This is a genomic window from Phaeobacter sp. JH20_37 (assembly GCF_048056015.1).
GTDB lineage: Bacteria > Pseudomonadota > Alphaproteobacteria > Rhodobacterales > Rhodobacteraceae > Phaeobacter > Phaeobacter bryozoorum.
In genome coordinates this window covers 261,280-277,806 of the sequence record NZ_JAYMWW010000020.1, presented here as the reverse complement: position 1 = coordinate 277,806, position 16,527 = coordinate 261,280, and the positions used below count along the sequence as shown (strand labels likewise).

Sequence of the window (16,527 nt, the reverse complement as noted above, 5' to 3'; positions counted from 1 at the left end):
CGCAATGTCGCGGCGCTGGCGTTAGATTGCCGGAGCCAAGGTGCCGCTCAGCGGCGTGGCGCACCGGCGGCTTCACAGAATGCACGAATGCGGGCCGGATCCTTCACGCCAACCGTGCTCTCTGCACCGGAGGCCACATCGACCTGACGCGCGCCGGTGACCCGGATCGCCTCGGCGACATTCTCAGGCGTCAAGCCGCCTGCCAGCATCCAGGGCCGCCGCCAGTATTTCTTGCGCGCCAGCAGACCCCAGTCAAAGATGACCCCATTGCCGCCGGGAAGAACGGCCCCCTTCGGCGCCTTGGCATCGACGAGAATCTGGTCCGCAACGGATTCGTAGGCTTCGATCCCCTGGATATCCTCAGCATTCGAGACTCCTAGAACCTTCATCACCGGCAGGCCGTAGCGTGCTTTGACCTGCGCAACCCGCTCTGGCGTTTCCTGCCCGTGCAACTGAATCATGTCCAATGGTACAACACTGGTGATTTCATCCAGCAGGGCGTCATCCGGATTGACCACCAACGCGACCTTGCACAAGCCCATCGGCGCCTCAACAGCAAGTACCGCAGCCTCCTGCGGGGTAACAGACCGAGGGGATTTCGGAAAGAAGTTGAAACCAATATAGGCGGCGCCCGCCTCAGCCGCAGCCGCGATGTCGCCCGGCGTTTTCAGCCCACAGATCTTGACCCGAATGTCCATGGGGCGTCAGCTCGCTTCGTCGAGAATAGCGAGGACCTCGTCCTTGCCCTCGTGTTTCTGCTTCTTCAGGCGATTGACCTCGCGCGAGAGCTTCTTCGCCTCGCGAGCCTTCAGATCTGCTTCGCGGCGATGTTTGTGTTCACGCAGCCATTCGATGATGAACCCGATGATCAAACCAACCGCAATGCCACCCAGAACCACCACAAACAGCGGCAACGTGATCTGAAAATTATATCCCAGAAGTTCGGCAAAAGCCGTGGGCATCAGTTTGAGTTCAACCAGCCCCCGGTTCGCCAAAGAAACAGAGATAAGGGCGATAGCAATCACCCCAAGATAGGCATAGCGAATATAGCGCATCAGGCTTTTCCGTTCAGGCGATCCCTCAAGAGTTTACCTGTCTTGAAGAACGGCACGTGTTTTTCCTCAACATGGACCGTTTCGCCGGTACGGGGATTGCGACCAACCCGCGCATCCCGCTGTTTCACCGAAAAGGCGCCAAAGCCCCGCAGCTCCACACGATCACCGCGCGCCATTGCGTCGGTCACCTCTTCGAACACGGTATTCACGATCCGCTCCACATCACGCTGATACAGGTGCGGGTTTTCGTCTGCAATCTTCTGGATCAATTCCGAGCGGATCATCTCTCGGCCCTCCCAAGCCAAGCTAGGCACAGTTTCTATCCACCGACTATAGGTACAAAACCTCAAACCGGGAACAGTGGATACGGGCCTGCCCCGCAAATAAGTCAGCGTTTGCCTATCATTAGGCTCGTTCAGGCGGCTTTCACCCACAAAGCAGAGATGGGGCACGCCGGATTCATCTGCAAGGGTCGGGACAGATTTTGTGATTCGCAGTCAGGCCCGGCGGTGTTTTCCCCCCGCCTGCCGCCACGGCAGAGAGGATTGGCCCGCGACAAAAAGAAACGGCCCCACCCAACAGGGCAGGACCGTTCATACTCGTCAGCCTAGGCTGGCTGCTGAAATCAGTCGCCTGTTTTCAGCGCTGCGCCGAGGATATCGCCCAGCGATGCGCCGGAATCCGAGGAGCCGTACTGTTCGACAGCTTCTTTTTCTTCCGCGATTTCGCGTGCTTTGATCGACAGGCCCAGACGGCGGGTCTTGCTGTCCACGTTGGTCACGCGCACATCAACCTTGTCACCAACCGAGAAGCGCTCGGGGCGCTGTTCGGCACGGTCACGCGACAGATCGGAGCGGCGGATGAAGGACTTCATGCCTTCGTATTCCACTTCGATGCCACCTTCTTCGATGGCGGTGACGTTCACGGTCACGATGGAGCCGCGCTTCACGCCGCCCACGGCTTCTGCGAACTTGTCGCCGCCCAGTGCTTTGATCGACAGCGAGATACGCTCTTTCTCGACATCCACTTCGGAAACAACGGCCGAAACCATGTCGCCTTTGCGGTAGTTCTGAATCGCGTCTTCGCCGCGCTCGTCCCAGCTGAGGTCGGAGAGGTGAACCATGCCGTCGATGTCGCCGTCGAGGCCAATGAACAGACCGAATTCGGTGATGTTCTTGACTTCGCCTTCGACCTGGGTGCCCTCGGGGTGAGTCTCAGCAAAGACTTCCCACGGGTTGCGCATGGTCTGCTTGAGGCCCAGGGAAACGCGGCGCTTGGCACCGTCGATTTCCAGAACCATGACGTCGACTTCCTGAGAAGTGGAGACGATCTTGCCCGGGTGGACGTTCTTCTTGGTCCAGGACATCTCGGAGACGTGAACCAGACCTTCGACGCCCGGCTCCAGCTCAACAAATGCACCGTAATCGGTGATGTTGGTGACGCGACCCTTGTGCACGGAGGACAGCGGGTATTTGGCGCCAACCAGATCCCACGGATCTTCCTGCAGCTGCTTCATGCCGAGGCTGATGCGGTGGGTGTCTTTGTTGATCTTGATGACCTGAACCTTGACGGTTTCGCCGATCGACAAGATCTCGGAGGGGTGGTTCACACGGCGCCATGCCATGTCGGTGACATGCAGCAGGCCGTCAACGCCGCCCAAGTCAACAAACGCACCGTATTCGGTGATGTTCTTGACGACACCGTCCACTGCCTGGCCTTCGGACAGGTTGCCGATAACTTCGGCGCGCTGCTCGGCGCGGGACTCTTCGAGGATCGCACGACGGGACACAACGATGTTGCCACGACGACGGTCCATCTTCAGGATCTGGAACGGCTGCTTCAGACCCATCAGCGGGCCAGCGTCGCGCACGGGGCGCACGTCAACCTGCGAACCGGGCAGGAATGCAACTGCGCCGCCCAGATCGACGGTGAAGCCGCCTTTGACACGACCGAAGATCGCACCTTCGACGCGCTGGTCGTCTGCGTATGCTTTTTCCAGGCGATCCCATGCTTCTTCGCGGCGGGCCATCTCGCGGGAGATAACAGCTTCGCCACGGGCGTTCTCAGCAGCGCGCAGGAAGACTTCGACTTCGTCGCCAACAGAGATTTCGGGAGCTTCGCCAGGGTTTGCGAATTCTTTAAGCTCAACGCGGCCTTCCATTTTGTAGCCGACGTCGATGATGGCCTGGCCCGCTTCGATTGCGATGACCTTGCCTTTTACGACAGACCCTTCTTCGGGTGTGTCCATTTCGAAGCTTTCGTTCAGGAGGGCTTCGAATTCCTCCATCGATGTGTCTTGAGCCATGTGGTCTCAGGTTTCCTTTACAAATCGGTTTTATCTGGCCGGGCGGTTGTCTCCGCCGGTCTTGAAGATTGGTCCGTATGAGGCGCAGCACATGCCGGTCTGATCAGACAAACACAAAGGGCCGAGGTATGCCCCGACCCTGCTCAGAATGCCGCCCGTGCGTTAACCGCCTCTATAGTGACAGCGCGCTTAGTATGCGGATTCCCCCTTCGGCGCAAGGGAAACCGTCATAAATCTCCGCAAAGGACGGGCCGGCACACCGACACTAACCGCTGGAACGAGCAAAAACACGCGAGGTTTCGCTCTGCCATGGGACGCAACAGCGGCTTATCGCCGTGACATGGCTATCTGATCTGCCCTGCAAACTGCGGATTAGGGATTGCCAACGGCCGCTAGCGGCGTGCCTCAATGGCTGCAATGGCCATCGCCACAGCTTCCTCGATGCTCAACGCGCTGGTGTCCAGGATCATCGCATCGCTGGCAGGTTTCAGAGGCGACTCGGAACGGTTTGTGTCGCGTGCATCGCGGGCCTTCACATCTTCCAGCACCTCGGCAAAGCTGGTGGGGTTTCCAGCAGCCATCAGCTCCTGCAAACGTCGCTGCGCGCGCACTTCGGCGCTTGCCGTCACGAAAAGCTTTGCCTGCGCACGCGGGCAGATCACGGTGCCGATGTCCCGCCCGTCCAGCACCGCGCCCCCAGCCCGACGGGCAAAGGCGCGTTGAAAATCGACCAAGGCCGCGCGCACTTCAGGGATCACAGCAACCTTTGAGGCGGCCTGGGCCACCTGTGCCGTACGCAGTTCAGGGCGCTCAAGATCCTCAGGCAGCAGCGCAAGCGCGGCCTCAATCGGCTTATCACCTGCGAGCATCCGTGCGCCAACGGCACGATAGAGCAGCCCGGTGTCCAGGTGACCAAAGCCGAAATGAGCCGCAACCGCCCGCGATATCGTGCCCTTACCTGCAGCAGCGGGGCCATCAACTGCGACCGTGAAGCTCATGACGGTGTCTCTAGCCGTGCCCCCAAACCGGTCATCAGGGACGTGAAAATCGGAAAGGAGGTGGCAATTGGCGTGCCATCGTCAACCGTCACCGGTTTCTGCGCGCCCATGCCCATGACCATGAAGGACATTGCAATGCGGTGATCGAGAAAACTCTCACAGGTGCCGCCACCGGGCACACCTTCCGGACCGAGACCAGAGACCGCCCACCAGTCGTCGCCCTCCTCGACCATCACGCCGTTGGCCCGCAGGCCACGGGCCATCGCGTCAATCCTGTCGCTTTCCTTGACGCGCAGCTCCTTCACACCGGTCATCATCGTTTTGCCGGTGGCAAAAGACGCCACCACAGACAGAACCGGATATTCGTCGATCATCGAGGCGGCGCGTTCTGGCGGAACATCAATCCCCTTCATTTCAGGCGAATAGCGTGCGCGCAGGTCGGCCACCGGCTCCCCACCCTCTTCGCGCATGTTTTCAAAGGTGAGATCCGCGCCCATATCCTGAAGCGTGTAGAACAGCCCTGCCCGCGTCGGGTTCAGGCCGATACCGGGGACCAGCACATCAGATCCGGGAGTGATCAACGCAGCACATACCGGGAAGGCCGCGCTGGAAGGATCACGCGGCACCGCAATGACCTGCGGCTTCAATTCGGGCTGTCCTGTCAGCGTGATAACGCGCCCCTCATCGGTATCCTCGACAGTGATTTCGGCGCCGAAGCCTGCCAGCATGCGCTCAGAGTGGTCGCGGGTCGCCTCTTTCTCGATCACCACCGTCTTTCCGGGTGCGTTCAGACCAGCCAGCAAGACTGCGGATTTCACCTGCGCCGAGGGCACTGGAACGGTGTAGCGCACGGGGGTTGGATCCGCGGCACCGACAATCGTCATCGGCAGACGTCCGCCCGAGCGGCCAACAGACTGCGCACCAAACAGGGCCAGCGGATCGGTCACCCGCGCCATAGGCCGCTTGTTGAGGCTGGCATCGCCGGTAAATGTTACTGTGATGGGAGAGGTCGCCATAACCCCCATGATCAGGCGTACGCCCGTACCGGAGTTGCCGCAGTCGATCACCTGATCCGGCTCAGCCAGACCACCGACGCCGACGCCATGCACCGACCAGTTTCCGCCACCATGGTTGATGACCTCCGCCCCCATCGCCTGCATCGCCTTGGCTGTATCCAGGACATCCTCACCTTCCAGCAAGCCCGAAATCTTGGTCTCGCCAACGGCCAGCGCCCCAAGGATCAGCGAGCGATGCGAAATCGACTTGTCGCCTGGAACCTCAGCGATGCCGGTCAGCGGATCGGCGCGGTGCGAGGTCATCGGGATGGGCGTACCGTGTCCGGACATGAGGAACCTTTCGAAATGCTAGCGTTCACACTTGGACCTACCCAATCGCTCGGTTTCGGTCCAGCGTGTTTTCCCGCTGCCGCCATTCCCGGCAGAATATCGTGTTCGTCGAGCGGGCGCGAATGAGATCAGAGGCGACGGAAGGTCATATAGTGGGGCGTACGGCCTTCGCGCAGGGCCTTTTGCTCATAGCGGGTCGAGATCCAGTCATCCCAGGCCACGCGCCAGTCATCCGGCCCCTCTGCCAGCCACTCGAATCCGGCCTGCGGCACCTCTTCCATGGTTTGGCGGACATAATCGGGGATATCGGTTGCCACCCGGAAGATCGCGCCCGGTTTCAGGCATTTTGCCAGCGGCTCGAGATGCTCTTGGGTCACGAAACGGCGACGGTGATGGCGGGCCTTAGGCCAGGGGTCGGGGTAGAGCAAAAAGGCACGGGAGATCGACTGTTCCGGCAGAACATCCATCACGTCGCGTGCATCGCCGTGATGGACCTTTATATTGTCCACCCCCGCGCGGCGGATCTTGCCCAAGAGCATAGCGACACCGTTGATATAGGGTTCTGCGCCGATGATCCCGACATCCGGGTTCGACTTCGCCTGATGCACCAGATGTTCGCCGCCGCCGAAACCAACTTCCAGCCAGACATCGCGCCCTCCGAACATCGCCGCCAGATCAAGATCGGAGCGATCGGGGTTCACGTCCCAGCCAACAGCGCCCGGGCTGAGTGAGGCGAGATCTTCGTCGATGTAGCGCTGCTGGCTGTCTTTCAGCTGCTTGCCTTTGAGCCGCCCGTAAAAGTTCCGCCAGGGCGCACCGCTCTGATGTTTGTCAACCGCATTGGGCCGGCTGTCGCCAGTAGGCGCCTGGGTGGGTTTGCTGTCATCAGACATCGGGAGACTTTCCTATCGCGCGTTCAAAACCTGGCCGCCCCTCTGCCCCATGCTTGCGTCTGGGTCAAGTCAGCCGGCAATAGATGCGGTTCGGGGCAGGCCCTATCAAGGCTTCTCGCGCAGCACCCCGGCCGCCATCAGCCGCAACCGGGTCGGGTACCAGACGTCCTCGGGCTCGGTCTTCAACGTTTCGATCGCAAAGGCCGGATCAACACCGCGCTGCATCATATACTTCAGATGCCGAAAGACCTCCGACTGCGTGTCGCGATAGATCCAGGTGCCGAACTCAAAGGGCGTCGCCCAGTTCTCATCCTTGCGCCACAGGCGATAATAGCTCTGCACCGCTTTGGGCGCCCAATCACGCTGATGAAAGCCGATCTTTGATCCCAGCGTCATCTGGCGACGATCACCGGCCAGAAAGATATCGACGCAGGCGCTGATACATTCGCCGACCACCCAGGTATCAAGCGCGTGGCCCTGAACGATGTCGGCAATCGTCTCACCTGCGTAGACGCTGCCGCCGCCGCTATTGAGCTGCAGCCGTGTTATGGCCGGGTTCGCATCAAGGATTTCACGGAAGGGTTCGATATCATCATCCGTAATCTCACCGGCTGTCTCCTGAGATGTGCCATCTCCGTTGTCAGCAAACTGGGCGTCGGTGTTATAGATCAGCGTATTGCCGTCTATCTTGAACTTGGCGGGCAGCGTCTCGCGGGCCATGGCGGGGCCAAGCCCGGTGAGGCCAACAGACATCAGAGCAACAAGTCCAAGCAAGCCGCATTGCGCAGCCCTGGCAGGGGCGCGTTGAGAAAATAACAGAACATGACGAAGATAGGGCAAACGCAATTCCATGTAGATCCGGGTTCGCAGCTATATTGCCAGCAAAGCGCCCGATCTTCCACGTCTTTTGCCAAGGCCGTTATGAGCGGCTACGGCTGGATGAAAAAAAGGCGGGGACTTCCCCGCCTTTGTCGTTCTTGTCTTATCGCCTAATGGCGTCAGATCGCTTTTGTCAGCGCGTCGACCAGATCGGTGCGCTCCCAGCTGAACCCGCCATCTGTGTCAGGCTCACGGCCAAAATGCCCATAAGCCGCTGTTCGCTCGTAGATCGGTTTGTTCAAGCCGAGGTGATGACGAATGCCACGAGGCGTGAGGTCCATGATCTGATCAATGGCCGCCTCGATCCGGGCCGCATCAACATCGCCGGTGCCGTGGGTATCCGCATAGATCGACAGCGGCTTGGCCACGCCGATCGCATAGGACAACTGGATTGTACATTTATCGGCGAGGCCCGCAGCGACGACGTTCTTGGCCAGATAGCGCGCGGCATAGGCGGCCGAACGGTCGACCTTGGTCGGATCCTTGCCGGAAAACGCGCCGCCGCCATGAGGCGCCGCACCACCGTAGGTGTCCACGATAATCTTGCGACCGGTCAGCCCCGCATCCCCATCCGGTCCGCCGATGACGAATTTTCCCGTCGGGTTGACGTGCCATACCGTCTCATCCGTCAGCCAGCCATCCGGCAGGGTTTCGCGGATATAAGGCTCGACGATGGCACGGATATCGTTGGAGGTCAGCGTTTCATCGAGATGCTGTGTCGACAGAACCAATGAGCTGACGCGTGTGGGTTTGCCGTTTTCATAGACCACCGACAGCTGCGATTTTGCGTCCGGGCCAAGCGTCGGCTCGGAGCCATTCTTGCGCACTTCCGCAAGCCGGCGCAGGATCGCATGGCTGTACTGGATCGGGGCCGGCATCAGCGCTGGGGTCTCATTCGTGGCAAAGCCAAACATGATGCCTTGATCGCCGGCACCCTCTTCCTTGTCGGCGGCCGCATCAACACCCTGTGCGATATGGGCAGACTGCTCGTGCAGCAGATTGGTGATTTCGACGGTTTCGTGGTGAAACTTGTCCTGCTCGTAGCCGATGTCTTTGATACAGGCGCGGGCGATTTCGTCGATCCGGCCCATGTAGTCGTGCAGTTTGTCCTGATCCGACAAACCCACTTCCCCCCCGATCACCACGCGATTGGTGGTAGCAAAGGTTTCGGCCGCAACGCGGGCCTCAGGCTCTTCGCTCAGAAAGGCGTCAAGAACAGCGTCCGAGATACGGTCACAGACCTTATCCGGATGGCCCTCGGAAACCGATTCCGAGGTGAAGGTATAGTTCGTGCGGGTCATGAAAGGTGCTCCGTTGGGTTTAGCCTGCCACGCCAGGAAGCCGTTGTGGCAGTAATCGATCCGCAGTACGCGGGGAGACGTGTGTCGTCAATCTATAAAGCCGAGAGGTTAAGCAGCTATGACCCGCGCGCAACTGTGGTTCTGCGTCGCAGCGCCAACCCGCCGAGGAGGATGCAGCCGAGAAACACTGGCAGGTCACCGGTCCGCGAATAGAGCGTAGGCGGCAGCGGCGCAGGCAGGGCTGCGTCCAGATAGCCGGCCTCCCCCAAAGGCAGCGCATCCAGGACGCGGCCATGTGGATCAATCATTGCCGAGATGCCGGTATTGGCAACCCGCACCATGGGCAGCCCCTGCTCAATAGCACGCATCCGCGCCTGGACCAGATGCTGATACGGACCGGAATAGGTGCCAAACCAGGCATCATTGGTGATCTGAATCAGCAGATCAGCCCGGTCCGGTGCCCCGTTCACATCCTGTGGGAAAACCGCTTCGTAGCAGATCAGTGGCAGCGCTTTGCCGACCGGCAGATCCAACAGCCGCGGTCCCGGCCCCGATGCGTAACCTGCCCCGGCCTGAGAGGCGAACCCATGGACGCCAATACGCGCCATCAGATTGCCAGCTGGAATATACTCACCAAAGGGAACCAGATGCGCCTTGTCGTAGATCTGGCCAACGTTACCAGCGCCATCCAGTACGATTGCTGAATTGTAATAGCGGCCCTCTTCCCGGCGCTGAATGCCCAGCAGAACTGGGGTAGTTCCAGCCGCATCCGCAATCTCGCTCAACACGTCATCCGCATAATTCAGCATCAACGGAACGGCTGTTTCAGGCCAGACAATCAGATCGACGGGCTGTCCGCTGCGAGCTGGCGCGCGCGAATAGTCCAGCTGGCGATCAACAAACGACCAGCGCAGATCCGGGTGCCATTTCTCGTCCTGGGGCGCATTGGGCTGCACGAGCCGAACAATCTTACCAGTCAGCATGGCAGAGGGCTGCTGCGGCATCAGCAGGATAGCCCCACCGACAAGCAGCATGGGCAGCAGCGCAACGACCGGACGACGCGATATCAGCCCTAGCGGTAAGGTCGCAACGAGGGTGAAGAAGGCTAGACCATGTGGCCCGATCCAGGGCAGCAGCCCTGCGGCAGGCGTATCAATCCAGAATTGCCCGAACGCTGCCCAGGGCAGCCCGGTGAGGACATAGGCCCGTGCAAACTCGGCAAGCGACAGCGCGGCAATCAGCAGGACGATCCGGTTGCCACCGCGCCAGAGCCGAACAGCCAAACCGAACGCCAGGGCCCAAAACAGCGCCAATCCGGCGGCAAGACCGACGACGGCAAAGGGCGCCATCCAGGCGTAGCGTTCTGCATCAATCTGAAACGGCTCGTAGATCCAGATCATGCCGACGGAAAAATAGGCCGTCCCCAGAAGCCAGCCGAAAAATGCGCCCTGCCGGGAGGTCGAAAGCTGAAGCAGTTGATATCCCACTGCGCCCAGGCAGAACGGAGCCAGCCAGAGCATATGGAACGGTGCAAGCGCGAAGGCCAGAAGACCACCCGCAGCAACCGCCGTGACCAATGGCAGAATGACCGGCCGCAGCCCGGCACGCCGCCGGACCGCAGCAATCATCCCGAACAATCGGGCAACCGCACCCGCAGGCGTTTGATCCGGCGCGGGTCGGCGTCCATAACCTCGAACTCAGGCCCGTCGGGATGCTGAATGACCTCACCCCGTGCAGGGACGCGTCCTGACAGCATGAAGACCAGACCGCCAAGGGAATCGATCTCCTCGCCGTCGACGTCATCGTGACTGGTCAGCGACCGACCGATTTCATTCTCGAACTCATCCAGCGGGGTACGTGCCTGCGCGACATAACAGCCCTGTTTCTCACGGAACCAGGTCTGATCTTCGCCCGCGTCATGTTCGTCCTCAATTTCGCCGACAACCTGCTCGATCAGGTCTTCGATGGTCAGCAAACCATCAACGCCGCCATATTCATCAATCACCAACGCCATGTGGCGGCGCTCTGCCTGCATTTTTGTCAGCAGAACGCCAATCGTCATGGACGGCGGGACAAACAGCAAAGGACGCACCATAGCGTCCAGCGCGAAATCGGCATCGGTGCCGTTAAAACCGTGCATCAGGGCAAAGTCCTTGAGGTGGACAAAGCCGATGGGTGTATCCAGCGTGCCCTCGTAGACGGGGATACGGGTAAAACCGCTTTCGCGGAAGACCTGAACAAGTTCATCTTTCGGAGTCGAGGCCGGGATTGCCACGATTTCCGCTGCGGGAATGGCAACGTCCTCGACCCGCAAACGCCGCAGATTGATCATCCCGTGCGGCTGGTTCGCCAGGCGTGTTTCCGGTCCGGAATCCACGTCTTCCTCGCTTTCGGTCGGAGTAAAGGAGCTGAAAATACGCCCCAGAAACCCCGTCGATTGTGCAGCCGCTGCGGTGTCGCCAGCGCTGTCCTTGTTCTCCAGCGCGCCCTGCGCTGCGTTAGAACTTCCGTCTATATCGTCCATCGTTCCTATCCGATACGCCCGTGATTGGGGCTGTCATCCAATGTATATGGGTCATCGATACCCATTTTGCCAAGTATCTCCACCTCAAGACCTTCCATCAAAGTGGCGTCCGGGTCACGAATGTGATCGTAACCCAAAAGATGCAACACTCCGTGAACGATCAGATGACGCAAATGGTCGGCCAATGGCTTGCCAGCGGCCTCGGCCTCGCCTGCGCAGGTCTCATAGGCAATCGCAATGTCGCCGAGCGGTATTTCGCCGGTAAAATCCGCCTCGGGTCGCAGCGGGTCACCCCCCGGTTCCTCGGCGGCAAGTTCCTCGGCTGGCCAGCTGAGCACATTTGTCGGCTTGGCCTTCTGACGGAACTCAGTGTTCAATTCCATGATCCGCGCATCATTGCAGGCCAGCAGGGATAGTTCGCAGTCGTCCGGATCGAGATTGAAATGCGACAGCGCCGCATCAACGGCCTGCTCGGCATGCGCTGACAAGCCGATGCCCTGCCAGCGAGCGTCTTCAATGGAGATGTCGAGAGTCATAGTCCAGTCTCAATGCCAAGGCAGCCCGTTCCGACAGGTCCGGGAGGGCGTTTCTTGGGTGGTTTTCCATGAAGGCCCCAACCCAATATGAATTTGCATCCCCCTCGTTCAGCAACCGAAGGCTGGTTCAGACGGATTTCTCATCCGCCTCATAGGCCTCGATGATGGCCGCCACAAGCGGATGTCGCACCACGTCACGAGATGTGAAGTAGTTAAAGCTCACCTTGGGGATTTTGCTCAGCAGACGTTCCGCATCCGCCAGCCCCGACGCCACGCCGCGCGGCAGGTCAACTTGGCTGCGGTCGCCGGTGATGACCATGCGCGATCCCTCACCCAAACGTGTCAGGAACATCTTCATCTGCATGGTGGTGGCATTCTGCGCCTCATCCAGAACAACAAAAGCATTGGATAGCGTACGCCCCCGCATAAAGGCCAGCGGCGCGATCTCGATCTGTTTTTCTTCCAGCAGCTTCGCCAACTGTTTGCCGGGTAGGAAATCATTCAGCGCGTCATAGAGCGGCTGCATATAAGGATCGACCTTATCTTTCATGTCGCCGGGCAGATAGCCGAGCTTCTCGCCCGCCTCGACCGCAGGGCGGCTGAGGATGATCTTGTCGACATGCCCGGTAATGAACATGCTCACGCCAACAGCAACAGCAAGATAGGTTTTGCCGGTGCCAGCCGGACCGATCCCAAAGGCAAGCTCATGTTCGAACAGCGACTGGACATAGGCTTTCTGAGCGTCGGTACGTGGCTCGACGAGTTTCTTACGCGTCTTGATCTCGACCTTGCCGCCCCGAAACATCTCCAGCTGGCTGCCGGGATTTTCCACCTGCTCCTGTCCCATCCGCAATTCACGATCAATATCGCCGGCCTCAACACTGCGGCCGGTTTCCAACCGGTCATATAGCGCTGCCAGAACCGCCGCGGCCTGATCGCGGGCGGCTTCTTCTCCCAGTACTGAGAGTTGATTGCCGCGCCGGACAATCTGAACACCAAGCGTCTGCTCGAGCGTCGCGAGATTGCGGTCGTATTCACCGCACAGATCAATCAGCAGTCGGTTATCAGGGAATTCGAGCAGCGCCTCATGTGAGGAATCCTGCTCATGCGATGGGGTCAAAGTGCCAATGGCCAATCCGGTCTCCTGTCTTTGACGTTGCTCTTTCAGTGTGCCTCTCCGGTCGCCCCTGCGCAAGCTACGCGTCGGCAATTTCACGCGATTGAAACAAAATGGCCGCCCGAAAAGGACGGCCAATAGGCAGTTGTTTGCAGCGGTAACGAAATTCCGTCAAATCGGGTCCTCGATGCTGGACCCGGATTTGAACGGACCAATCGCCGTATTCGGAGGGGCGACGCCGGAACAGACCGGGCGGCCATCCGGCGCCAGCCGTTGCGACAGGTAACCTTCTACCCCGTCGTCAATGATCCAATGATCGCAGCCGGTCGGATCAACCCAAATCCCCGCCTTCAGCTGAGACAGATCCTTGCTGTCAAAACCACGATCCACAGTTTTGTCGACCTTGTCGCCACAGGCAGACAGACCGATCGCCAAGGACGCAAGAAGCGCTGTTCTGGTGAATGACATAACGATGCTCCTCAGCGCAGGCAGATGATTTCAACGCGGCGGTTCTGCGCCATGTTGGCTGCAGAATCATTGGGGACACGCGGATCGCGTTCGCCGTAACCCCGCGCCTCAAGGATGCGGGCGCCAACCGATTGGCCGACTTTTGCGACCGCATCGGCACGGCGCTGAGACAGGCGCATGTTGTACTCATCCGATGCGCGGCTATCGGTATGGCCCGTAATGATGAAGGAGCGCGCATTGGCAGATTGGAAAAACTCGCGCAGGCGCTGTTGCCCGGCGGCGCTGATGTGATGCCTGTTGGTGGCAAAAAACTGATCGCTGGGCATCACGCCGCAGATATCGCCCCGACGGCAAACCGGTTTCCCGTCTCGCGTGACATGGGGTGTCATAAAGCCTTCGGCGCCATCGTCCATCACCCAATGCTCGCAACCGTCGGGATCAACCCAGATGGTTGGAATATAGCTCTGACCGATCACACCGGCGTCCTGCGCCAGCAAAGCGCCCACATTCAAGCCGACAGTCGCGACAACGGTGGCCACGAGTCCGCAGAGTTGTTTCCTCATTGGTTTCAACACACCCAATATCCCCCTTACACCAGTCATTCGCAGGCGTCATTCTTGCGGCCACGCAGGCTTTATGCGGGCCGTTACCGTGATATTCGCAGGTATAGAACGCAAATTGCAATCATTTGCTTAAGGAAATCAGAAGTTTCACGACGCCATGTCGCGCTGGGGGCGCAATCGGCTGCGCGACCGCCCCCGCCCATGATCAATCGATCAGAGCGCCCGCCAGCGAGTTGGCCCCAGAGGACAGGATCCGCACGCGGGCAAGATCACCGATGGCGCGATCACAATCCGCAACATGCACAGCATGCAGGTAATCGGATTTGCCAACCATCTGGCCCGCGAAGCGGCCCGCCTTTTCAAACAGAACACCAACCTCGCGGCCAACCATGCTGTCCTGAACCTCGCGCTGTTGCTTGGTCAGCAGGGCCTGCAGGCGCTGAAGCCGATCGTCAGCCGCAGCCGGGTCAACCTGAGGACGCTCTGCCGCCGGGGTGCCAGGCCGAGTGGAGTATTTGAAGGAATAGGCGGTGCCGTACTTCACCTCTTCCACCAGGTCCATGGTGGCCTGGAAATCCTCTTCGGTTTCTTCCGGGAAGCCAACAATGAAGTCGCCTGAGATCAGGATGTCTGGGCGCGCGGCGCGGATCCGCTCGATCAGGCGGATATAGCTCTCGGCGGTATGTGCGCGGTTCATCCGCTTGAGGATCTTGTCGGAACCCGCCTGTACCGGCAGGTGCAGATAGGGCATCAGCTTGGCACAGGTGCCATGCGCCTCGATCAGGTCGTCCTGCATGTCATTGGGGTGCGAGGTGGTGAAGCGAATGCGCTCCAGCCCGTCGATCTTGTCCAGCTCCCAGATAAGCTGGGCCAGGGTCAGGTCGCCGTTGGCGCCAGCACCGTGATAAGCGTTCACGTTCTGGCCGAGGAGCGTGATTTCGCGCACGCCACGCTCCACCAATTCCTGAGCCTCGCGCAGGATGCGGTCCGCCGGGCGCGACACTTCGGCGCCGCGGGTGTAGGGCACCACGCAGAAGGCGCAGAACTTGTCGCAGCCCTCCTGCACGGTCAGAAACGCCGTCGGGCCGCGCTTGGCCTTGGGGCGGTTCTTCAGCTTCTCGAATTTGTCTTCCTCGGGGAAATCGGTGTCCAGCACCTTCTCCCCCTTGCGGGCCTTCGCTTCCATCTCCGGCAGCCGGTGATAACTCTGCGGGCCGACCACCAGATCGACCAGCGGCTGACGGCGCATGATCTCCTCGCCCTCGGCCTGGGCGACGCAGCCCGCGACGCCAATCTTCAGGTCCGGCTTCTGCGCTTTCAGCCCCTTGAAGCGCCCCAGTTCGGAATAGACCTTCTCCGCCGCCTTTTCCCGGATGTGGCAGGTGTTCAGCAGGATCATGTCGGCGTCATCCGGCGATTTGGTTTCAACGTAACCTTCGCCGCCCAGCGCCTCGGCCATGCGTTCACTGTCATAGACATTCATCTGACAGCCATAGGTCTTGATAAACAGCTTCTTCGGGGCGCTCATGGGGACAACCTTTTCACCGGAGGGTCGCAACAGCGGCGTGGCATAGCCGGAAACGGCTCTGCTTGCAATGGCGCGCGGATTACCCGACTTTAGCAGCAATCGCCAGACAGGGAAGTCGGCAGAGAACAGCAGGCAATCAGATATGATGCACTCATCACTCGAAGGGTTTCTTGGCGCCGGGGACAAGATCCTGACAGCAGGGCCCGTCGCTCTGATCTTTGTCGAGGATAAGGTGGAGATTGCGACCACCCTGCGCCACCATCTTGATCTCGGCTTTACAACCGTTGTGGCCTTTATACCGGACGCTTTTGACATCCCCTACGATCTGGAGACGCGCATCCACCGTGTGCCCTTTGACTGTAGCGCGCGTGAAGCGGTGATTGAGGCCATCAACAAGGTGATCGCGAGAGCCGCACCGGGTTGCTGGCTCTATTACTGCTACAATGCAGAGTACTTGTTCTACCCCTTCTGTGAGAGCCGTAATGTTGTCGAACTCTTGGGGTTTCATGGCGAAGAGCGGCGCTCGGCCATGCTGACCTATGTCATTGATCTTTATGCCGCCGATCTGGACGCAGCACCAAACGGCGTATCGCTGGAAACCGCGCATCTGGATAAATCCGGCTACTATGCACAGGCCCGCATTGATCCACAGACCGGCCATCCGCTTGATCGCCAGCTGGATTTCTACGGCGGCATACGCTGGCGCTATGAAGAACATATCCCCGCAGCAAGCCGAAAGATCGACCGGATTTCGCTGTTCCGTGCAAAACCGGAACTACGGCTGTTTGAGGATCACCGGTTCAACGAACCGGAGTACAACACCTACGCCTGCCCCTGGCACCACAATCTGACCGCCGCGATTTGCTCTTTTCGCACCGCAAAGGCGTTGAAACGCAACCCGGGATCCTCCTTTGAGATCGACAGTTTTCGATGGCACAACTCGGCCCCCTTTGACTGGCATTCTCGTCAGCTGCTTGATCTGGGCCTGATGGAGCCGGGACAGTGGTTCTAGGC

The 16,527-nt window shown here is 59.7% G+C and carries 17 protein-coding genes and 1 riboswitch; of the genes, 1 reads left to right on the top strand and 16 read right to left on the bottom strand.

The window, feature by feature from the left end; translation table 11 throughout:
- Nucleotides 1–47: 47 nt before the first annotated feature.
- From VWZ87_RS17970 to miaB, 16 genes are all read right to left on the bottom strand, one after another.
- Nucleotides 48–698 (bottom strand): phosphoribosylanthranilate isomerase, encoded by a 651-nt coding sequence (locus VWZ87_RS17970; RefSeq protein ID WP_416536528.1) that lies wholly within the window; start codon nucleotides 696–698, stop codon nucleotides 48–50.
- A gap of 6 nt (nucleotides 699–704) precedes the next feature.
- Entirely contained in the window at nucleotides 705–1,055 is a 351-nt protein-coding gene (locus tag VWZ87_RS17965; RefSeq protein WP_340544448.1) for a LapA family protein, read from the bottom strand.
- Nucleotides 1,055–1,339, bottom strand: coding sequence for an integration host factor subunit beta (gene ihfB, locus VWZ87_RS17960; RefSeq protein ID WP_008560927.1), 285 nt, complete (start codon nucleotides 1,337–1,339; stop codon nucleotides 1,055–1,057). Before ihfB ends, VWZ87_RS17965 begins: the two co-directional genes overlap by 1 nt.
- 341 nt (nucleotides 1,340–1,680) lie before the next feature.
- On the bottom strand, nucleotides 1,681–3,360 hold the full coding sequence (rpsA, locus tag VWZ87_RS17955) for a 30S ribosomal protein S1 (RefSeq protein WP_340544437.1): 1,680 nt from the start codon (nucleotides 3,358–3,360) through the stop codon (nucleotides 1,681–1,683).
- Between the two features lie 392 nt (nucleotides 3,361–3,752).
- Complete coding sequence (cmk, locus tag VWZ87_RS17950; RefSeq protein ID WP_416536527.1) at nucleotides 3,753–4,358, bottom strand: (d)CMP kinase; 606 nt, start codon at nucleotides 4,356–4,358, stop codon at nucleotides 3,753–3,755.
- A complete protein-coding gene (aroA, locus tag VWZ87_RS17945) occupies nucleotides 4,355–5,704 on the bottom strand; it encodes a 3-phosphoshikimate 1-carboxyvinyltransferase (RefSeq protein WP_340544435.1) in 1,350 nt (449 codons plus the stop codon). The genes cmk and aroA overlap by 4 nt, the downstream gene beginning before the upstream one ends.
- A 128-nt stretch (nucleotides 5,705–5,832) precedes the next feature.
- The gene (trmB, locus tag VWZ87_RS17940; RefSeq protein ID WP_416536526.1) at nucleotides 5,833–6,597 is read right to left on the bottom strand and encodes a tRNA (guanine(46)-N(7))-methyltransferase TrmB; all 765 of its coding nucleotides are present in this window, start codon (nucleotides 6,595–6,597) and stop codon (nucleotides 5,833–5,835) included.
- A gap of 105 nt (nucleotides 6,598–6,702) precedes the next feature.
- Nucleotides 6,703–7,350, bottom strand: a complete 648-nt coding sequence (locus tag VWZ87_RS17935) for an ATP-dependent Clp protease proteolytic subunit (RefSeq protein ID WP_416536525.1) — start codon at nucleotides 7,348–7,350, stop codon at nucleotides 6,703–6,705.
- 245 nt (nucleotides 7,351–7,595) lie between these two features.
- On the bottom strand, nucleotides 7,596–8,777 hold the full coding sequence (gene metK, locus VWZ87_RS17930; RefSeq protein WP_340544431.1) for a methionine adenosyltransferase: 1,182 nt from the start codon (nucleotides 8,775–8,777) through the stop codon (nucleotides 7,596–7,598).
- A gap of 6 nt (nucleotides 8,778–8,783) precedes the next feature.
- Nucleotides 8,784–8,832, bottom strand: a riboswitch (SAM-SAH riboswitch).
- 61 nt (nucleotides 8,833–8,893) lie between these two features.
- A complete protein-coding gene (lnt, locus tag VWZ87_RS17925; protein ID WP_416536524.1) occupies nucleotides 8,894–10,405 on the bottom strand; it encodes an apolipoprotein N-acyltransferase in 1,512 nt (503 codons plus the stop codon).
- Nucleotides 10,402–11,301 carry a hemolysin family protein gene (locus VWZ87_RS17920; RefSeq protein ID WP_416536523.1) on the bottom strand — a complete coding sequence of 300 codons (900 nt, stop codon included), beginning with the start codon at nucleotides 11,299–11,301 and terminating at the stop codon, nucleotides 10,402–10,404. Before VWZ87_RS17920 ends, lnt begins: the two co-directional genes overlap by 4 nt.
- 5 nt (nucleotides 11,302–11,306) lie before the next feature.
- Nucleotides 11,307–11,837: an rRNA maturation RNase YbeY gene (gene ybeY, locus VWZ87_RS17915; protein ID WP_416536522.1), complete on the bottom strand. Its 531-nt coding sequence runs from the start codon at nucleotides 11,835–11,837 to the stop codon at nucleotides 11,307–11,309.
- Nucleotides 11,838–11,964: 127 nt separating this feature from the next.
- Nucleotides 11,965–12,972, bottom strand: coding sequence for a PhoH family protein (locus tag VWZ87_RS17910; RefSeq protein ID WP_416536521.1), 1,008 nt, complete (start codon nucleotides 12,970–12,972; stop codon nucleotides 11,965–11,967).
- Between the two features lie 153 nt (nucleotides 12,973–13,125).
- The gene (locus tag VWZ87_RS17905) at nucleotides 13,126–13,422 is read right to left on the bottom strand and encodes a hypothetical protein (protein ID WP_416536520.1); all 297 of its coding nucleotides are present in this window, start codon (nucleotides 13,420–13,422) and stop codon (nucleotides 13,126–13,128) included.
- An 11-nt stretch (nucleotides 13,423–13,433) separates the two neighbouring features.
- A complete protein-coding gene (locus VWZ87_RS17900) occupies nucleotides 13,434–13,985 on the bottom strand; it encodes an OmpA family protein (protein ID WP_416536519.1) in 552 nt (183 codons plus the stop codon).
- 205 nt (nucleotides 13,986–14,190) lie between these two features.
- Nucleotides 14,191–15,513: a tRNA (N6-isopentenyl adenosine(37)-C2)-methylthiotransferase MiaB gene (gene miaB / locus VWZ87_RS17895; RefSeq protein ID WP_416536518.1), complete on the bottom strand. Its 1,323-nt coding sequence runs from the start codon at nucleotides 15,511–15,513 to the stop codon at nucleotides 14,191–14,193.
- A 142-nt stretch (nucleotides 15,514–15,655) separates the two neighbouring features.
- Here miaB and VWZ87_RS17890 point away from each other — a divergent pair, with 142 nt between their 5' ends.
- Nucleotides 15,656–16,525, top strand: coding sequence for a glycosyltransferase family 2 protein (locus tag VWZ87_RS17890; RefSeq protein ID WP_416536517.1), 870 nt, complete (start codon nucleotides 15,656–15,658; stop codon nucleotides 16,523–16,525).
- The last annotated feature ends 2 nt before the right edge of the window (nucleotides 16,526–16,527 follow it).

Excerpts from the sequence above, each read along its gene's own strand:
- VWZ87_RS17970 (WP_416536528.1), bottom strand. The coding sequence starts at position 698 with ATGGACATTCGGGTCAAGATCTGTGGGCTGAAAACGCCGGGCGACATC.
- lnt (WP_416536524.1), bottom strand. The coding sequence starts at position 10,405 with ATGATTGCTGCGGTCCGGCGGCGTGCCGGGCTGCGGCCGGTCATTCTG.
- miaB (WP_416536518.1), bottom strand. The coding sequence starts at position 15,513 with ATGAGCGCCCCGAAGAAGCTGTTTATCAAGACCTATGGCTGTCAGATG.
- VWZ87_RS17935 (WP_416536525.1), bottom strand. The coding sequence starts at position 7,350 with ATGTCTGTTGGCCTCACCGGGCTTGGCCCCGCCATGGCCCGCGAGACG.
- cmk (WP_416536527.1), bottom strand. The coding sequence starts at position 4,358 with ATGAGCTTCACGGTCGCAGTTGATGGCCCCGCTGCTGCAGGTAAGGGC.
- VWZ87_RS17965 (WP_340544448.1), bottom strand. The coding sequence starts at position 1,055 with ATGCGCTATATTCGCTATGCCTATCTTGGGGTGATTGCTATCGCCCTT.
- ihfB (WP_008560927.1), bottom strand. The coding sequence starts at position 1,339 with ATGATCCGCTCGGAATTGATCCAGAAGATTGCAGACGAAAACCCGCAC.
- rpsA (WP_340544437.1), bottom strand. The coding sequence starts at position 3,360 with ATGGCTCAAGACACATCGATGGAGGAATTCGAAGCCCTCCTGAACGAA.
- VWZ87_RS17890 (WP_416536517.1), top strand. The coding sequence starts at position 15,656 with ATGATGCACTCATCACTCGAAGGGTTTCTTGGCGCCGGGGACAAGATC.
- trmB (WP_416536526.1), bottom strand. The coding sequence starts at position 6,597 with ATGTCTGATGACAGCAAACCCACCCAGGCGCCTACTGGCGACAGCCGG.
- metK (WP_340544431.1), bottom strand. The coding sequence starts at position 8,777 with ATGACCCGCACGAACTATACCTTCACCTCGGAATCGGTTTCCGAGGGC.
- aroA (WP_340544435.1), bottom strand. The coding sequence starts at position 5,704 with ATGTCCGGACACGGTACGCCCATCCCGATGACCTCGCACCGCGCCGAT.
- VWZ87_RS17920 (WP_416536523.1), bottom strand. The coding sequence starts at position 11,301 with ATGGACGATATAGACGGAAGTTCTAACGCAGCGCAGGGCGCGCTGGAG.
- VWZ87_RS17900 (WP_416536519.1), bottom strand. The coding sequence starts at position 13,985 with ATGAGGAAACAACTCTGCGGACTCGTGGCCACCGTTGTCGCGACTGTC.
- VWZ87_RS17905 (WP_416536520.1), bottom strand. The coding sequence starts at position 13,422 with ATGTCATTCACCAGAACAGCGCTTCTTGCGTCCTTGGCGATCGGTCTG.
- ybeY (WP_416536522.1), bottom strand. The coding sequence starts at position 11,837 with ATGACTCTCGACATCTCCATTGAAGACGCTCGCTGGCAGGGCATCGGC.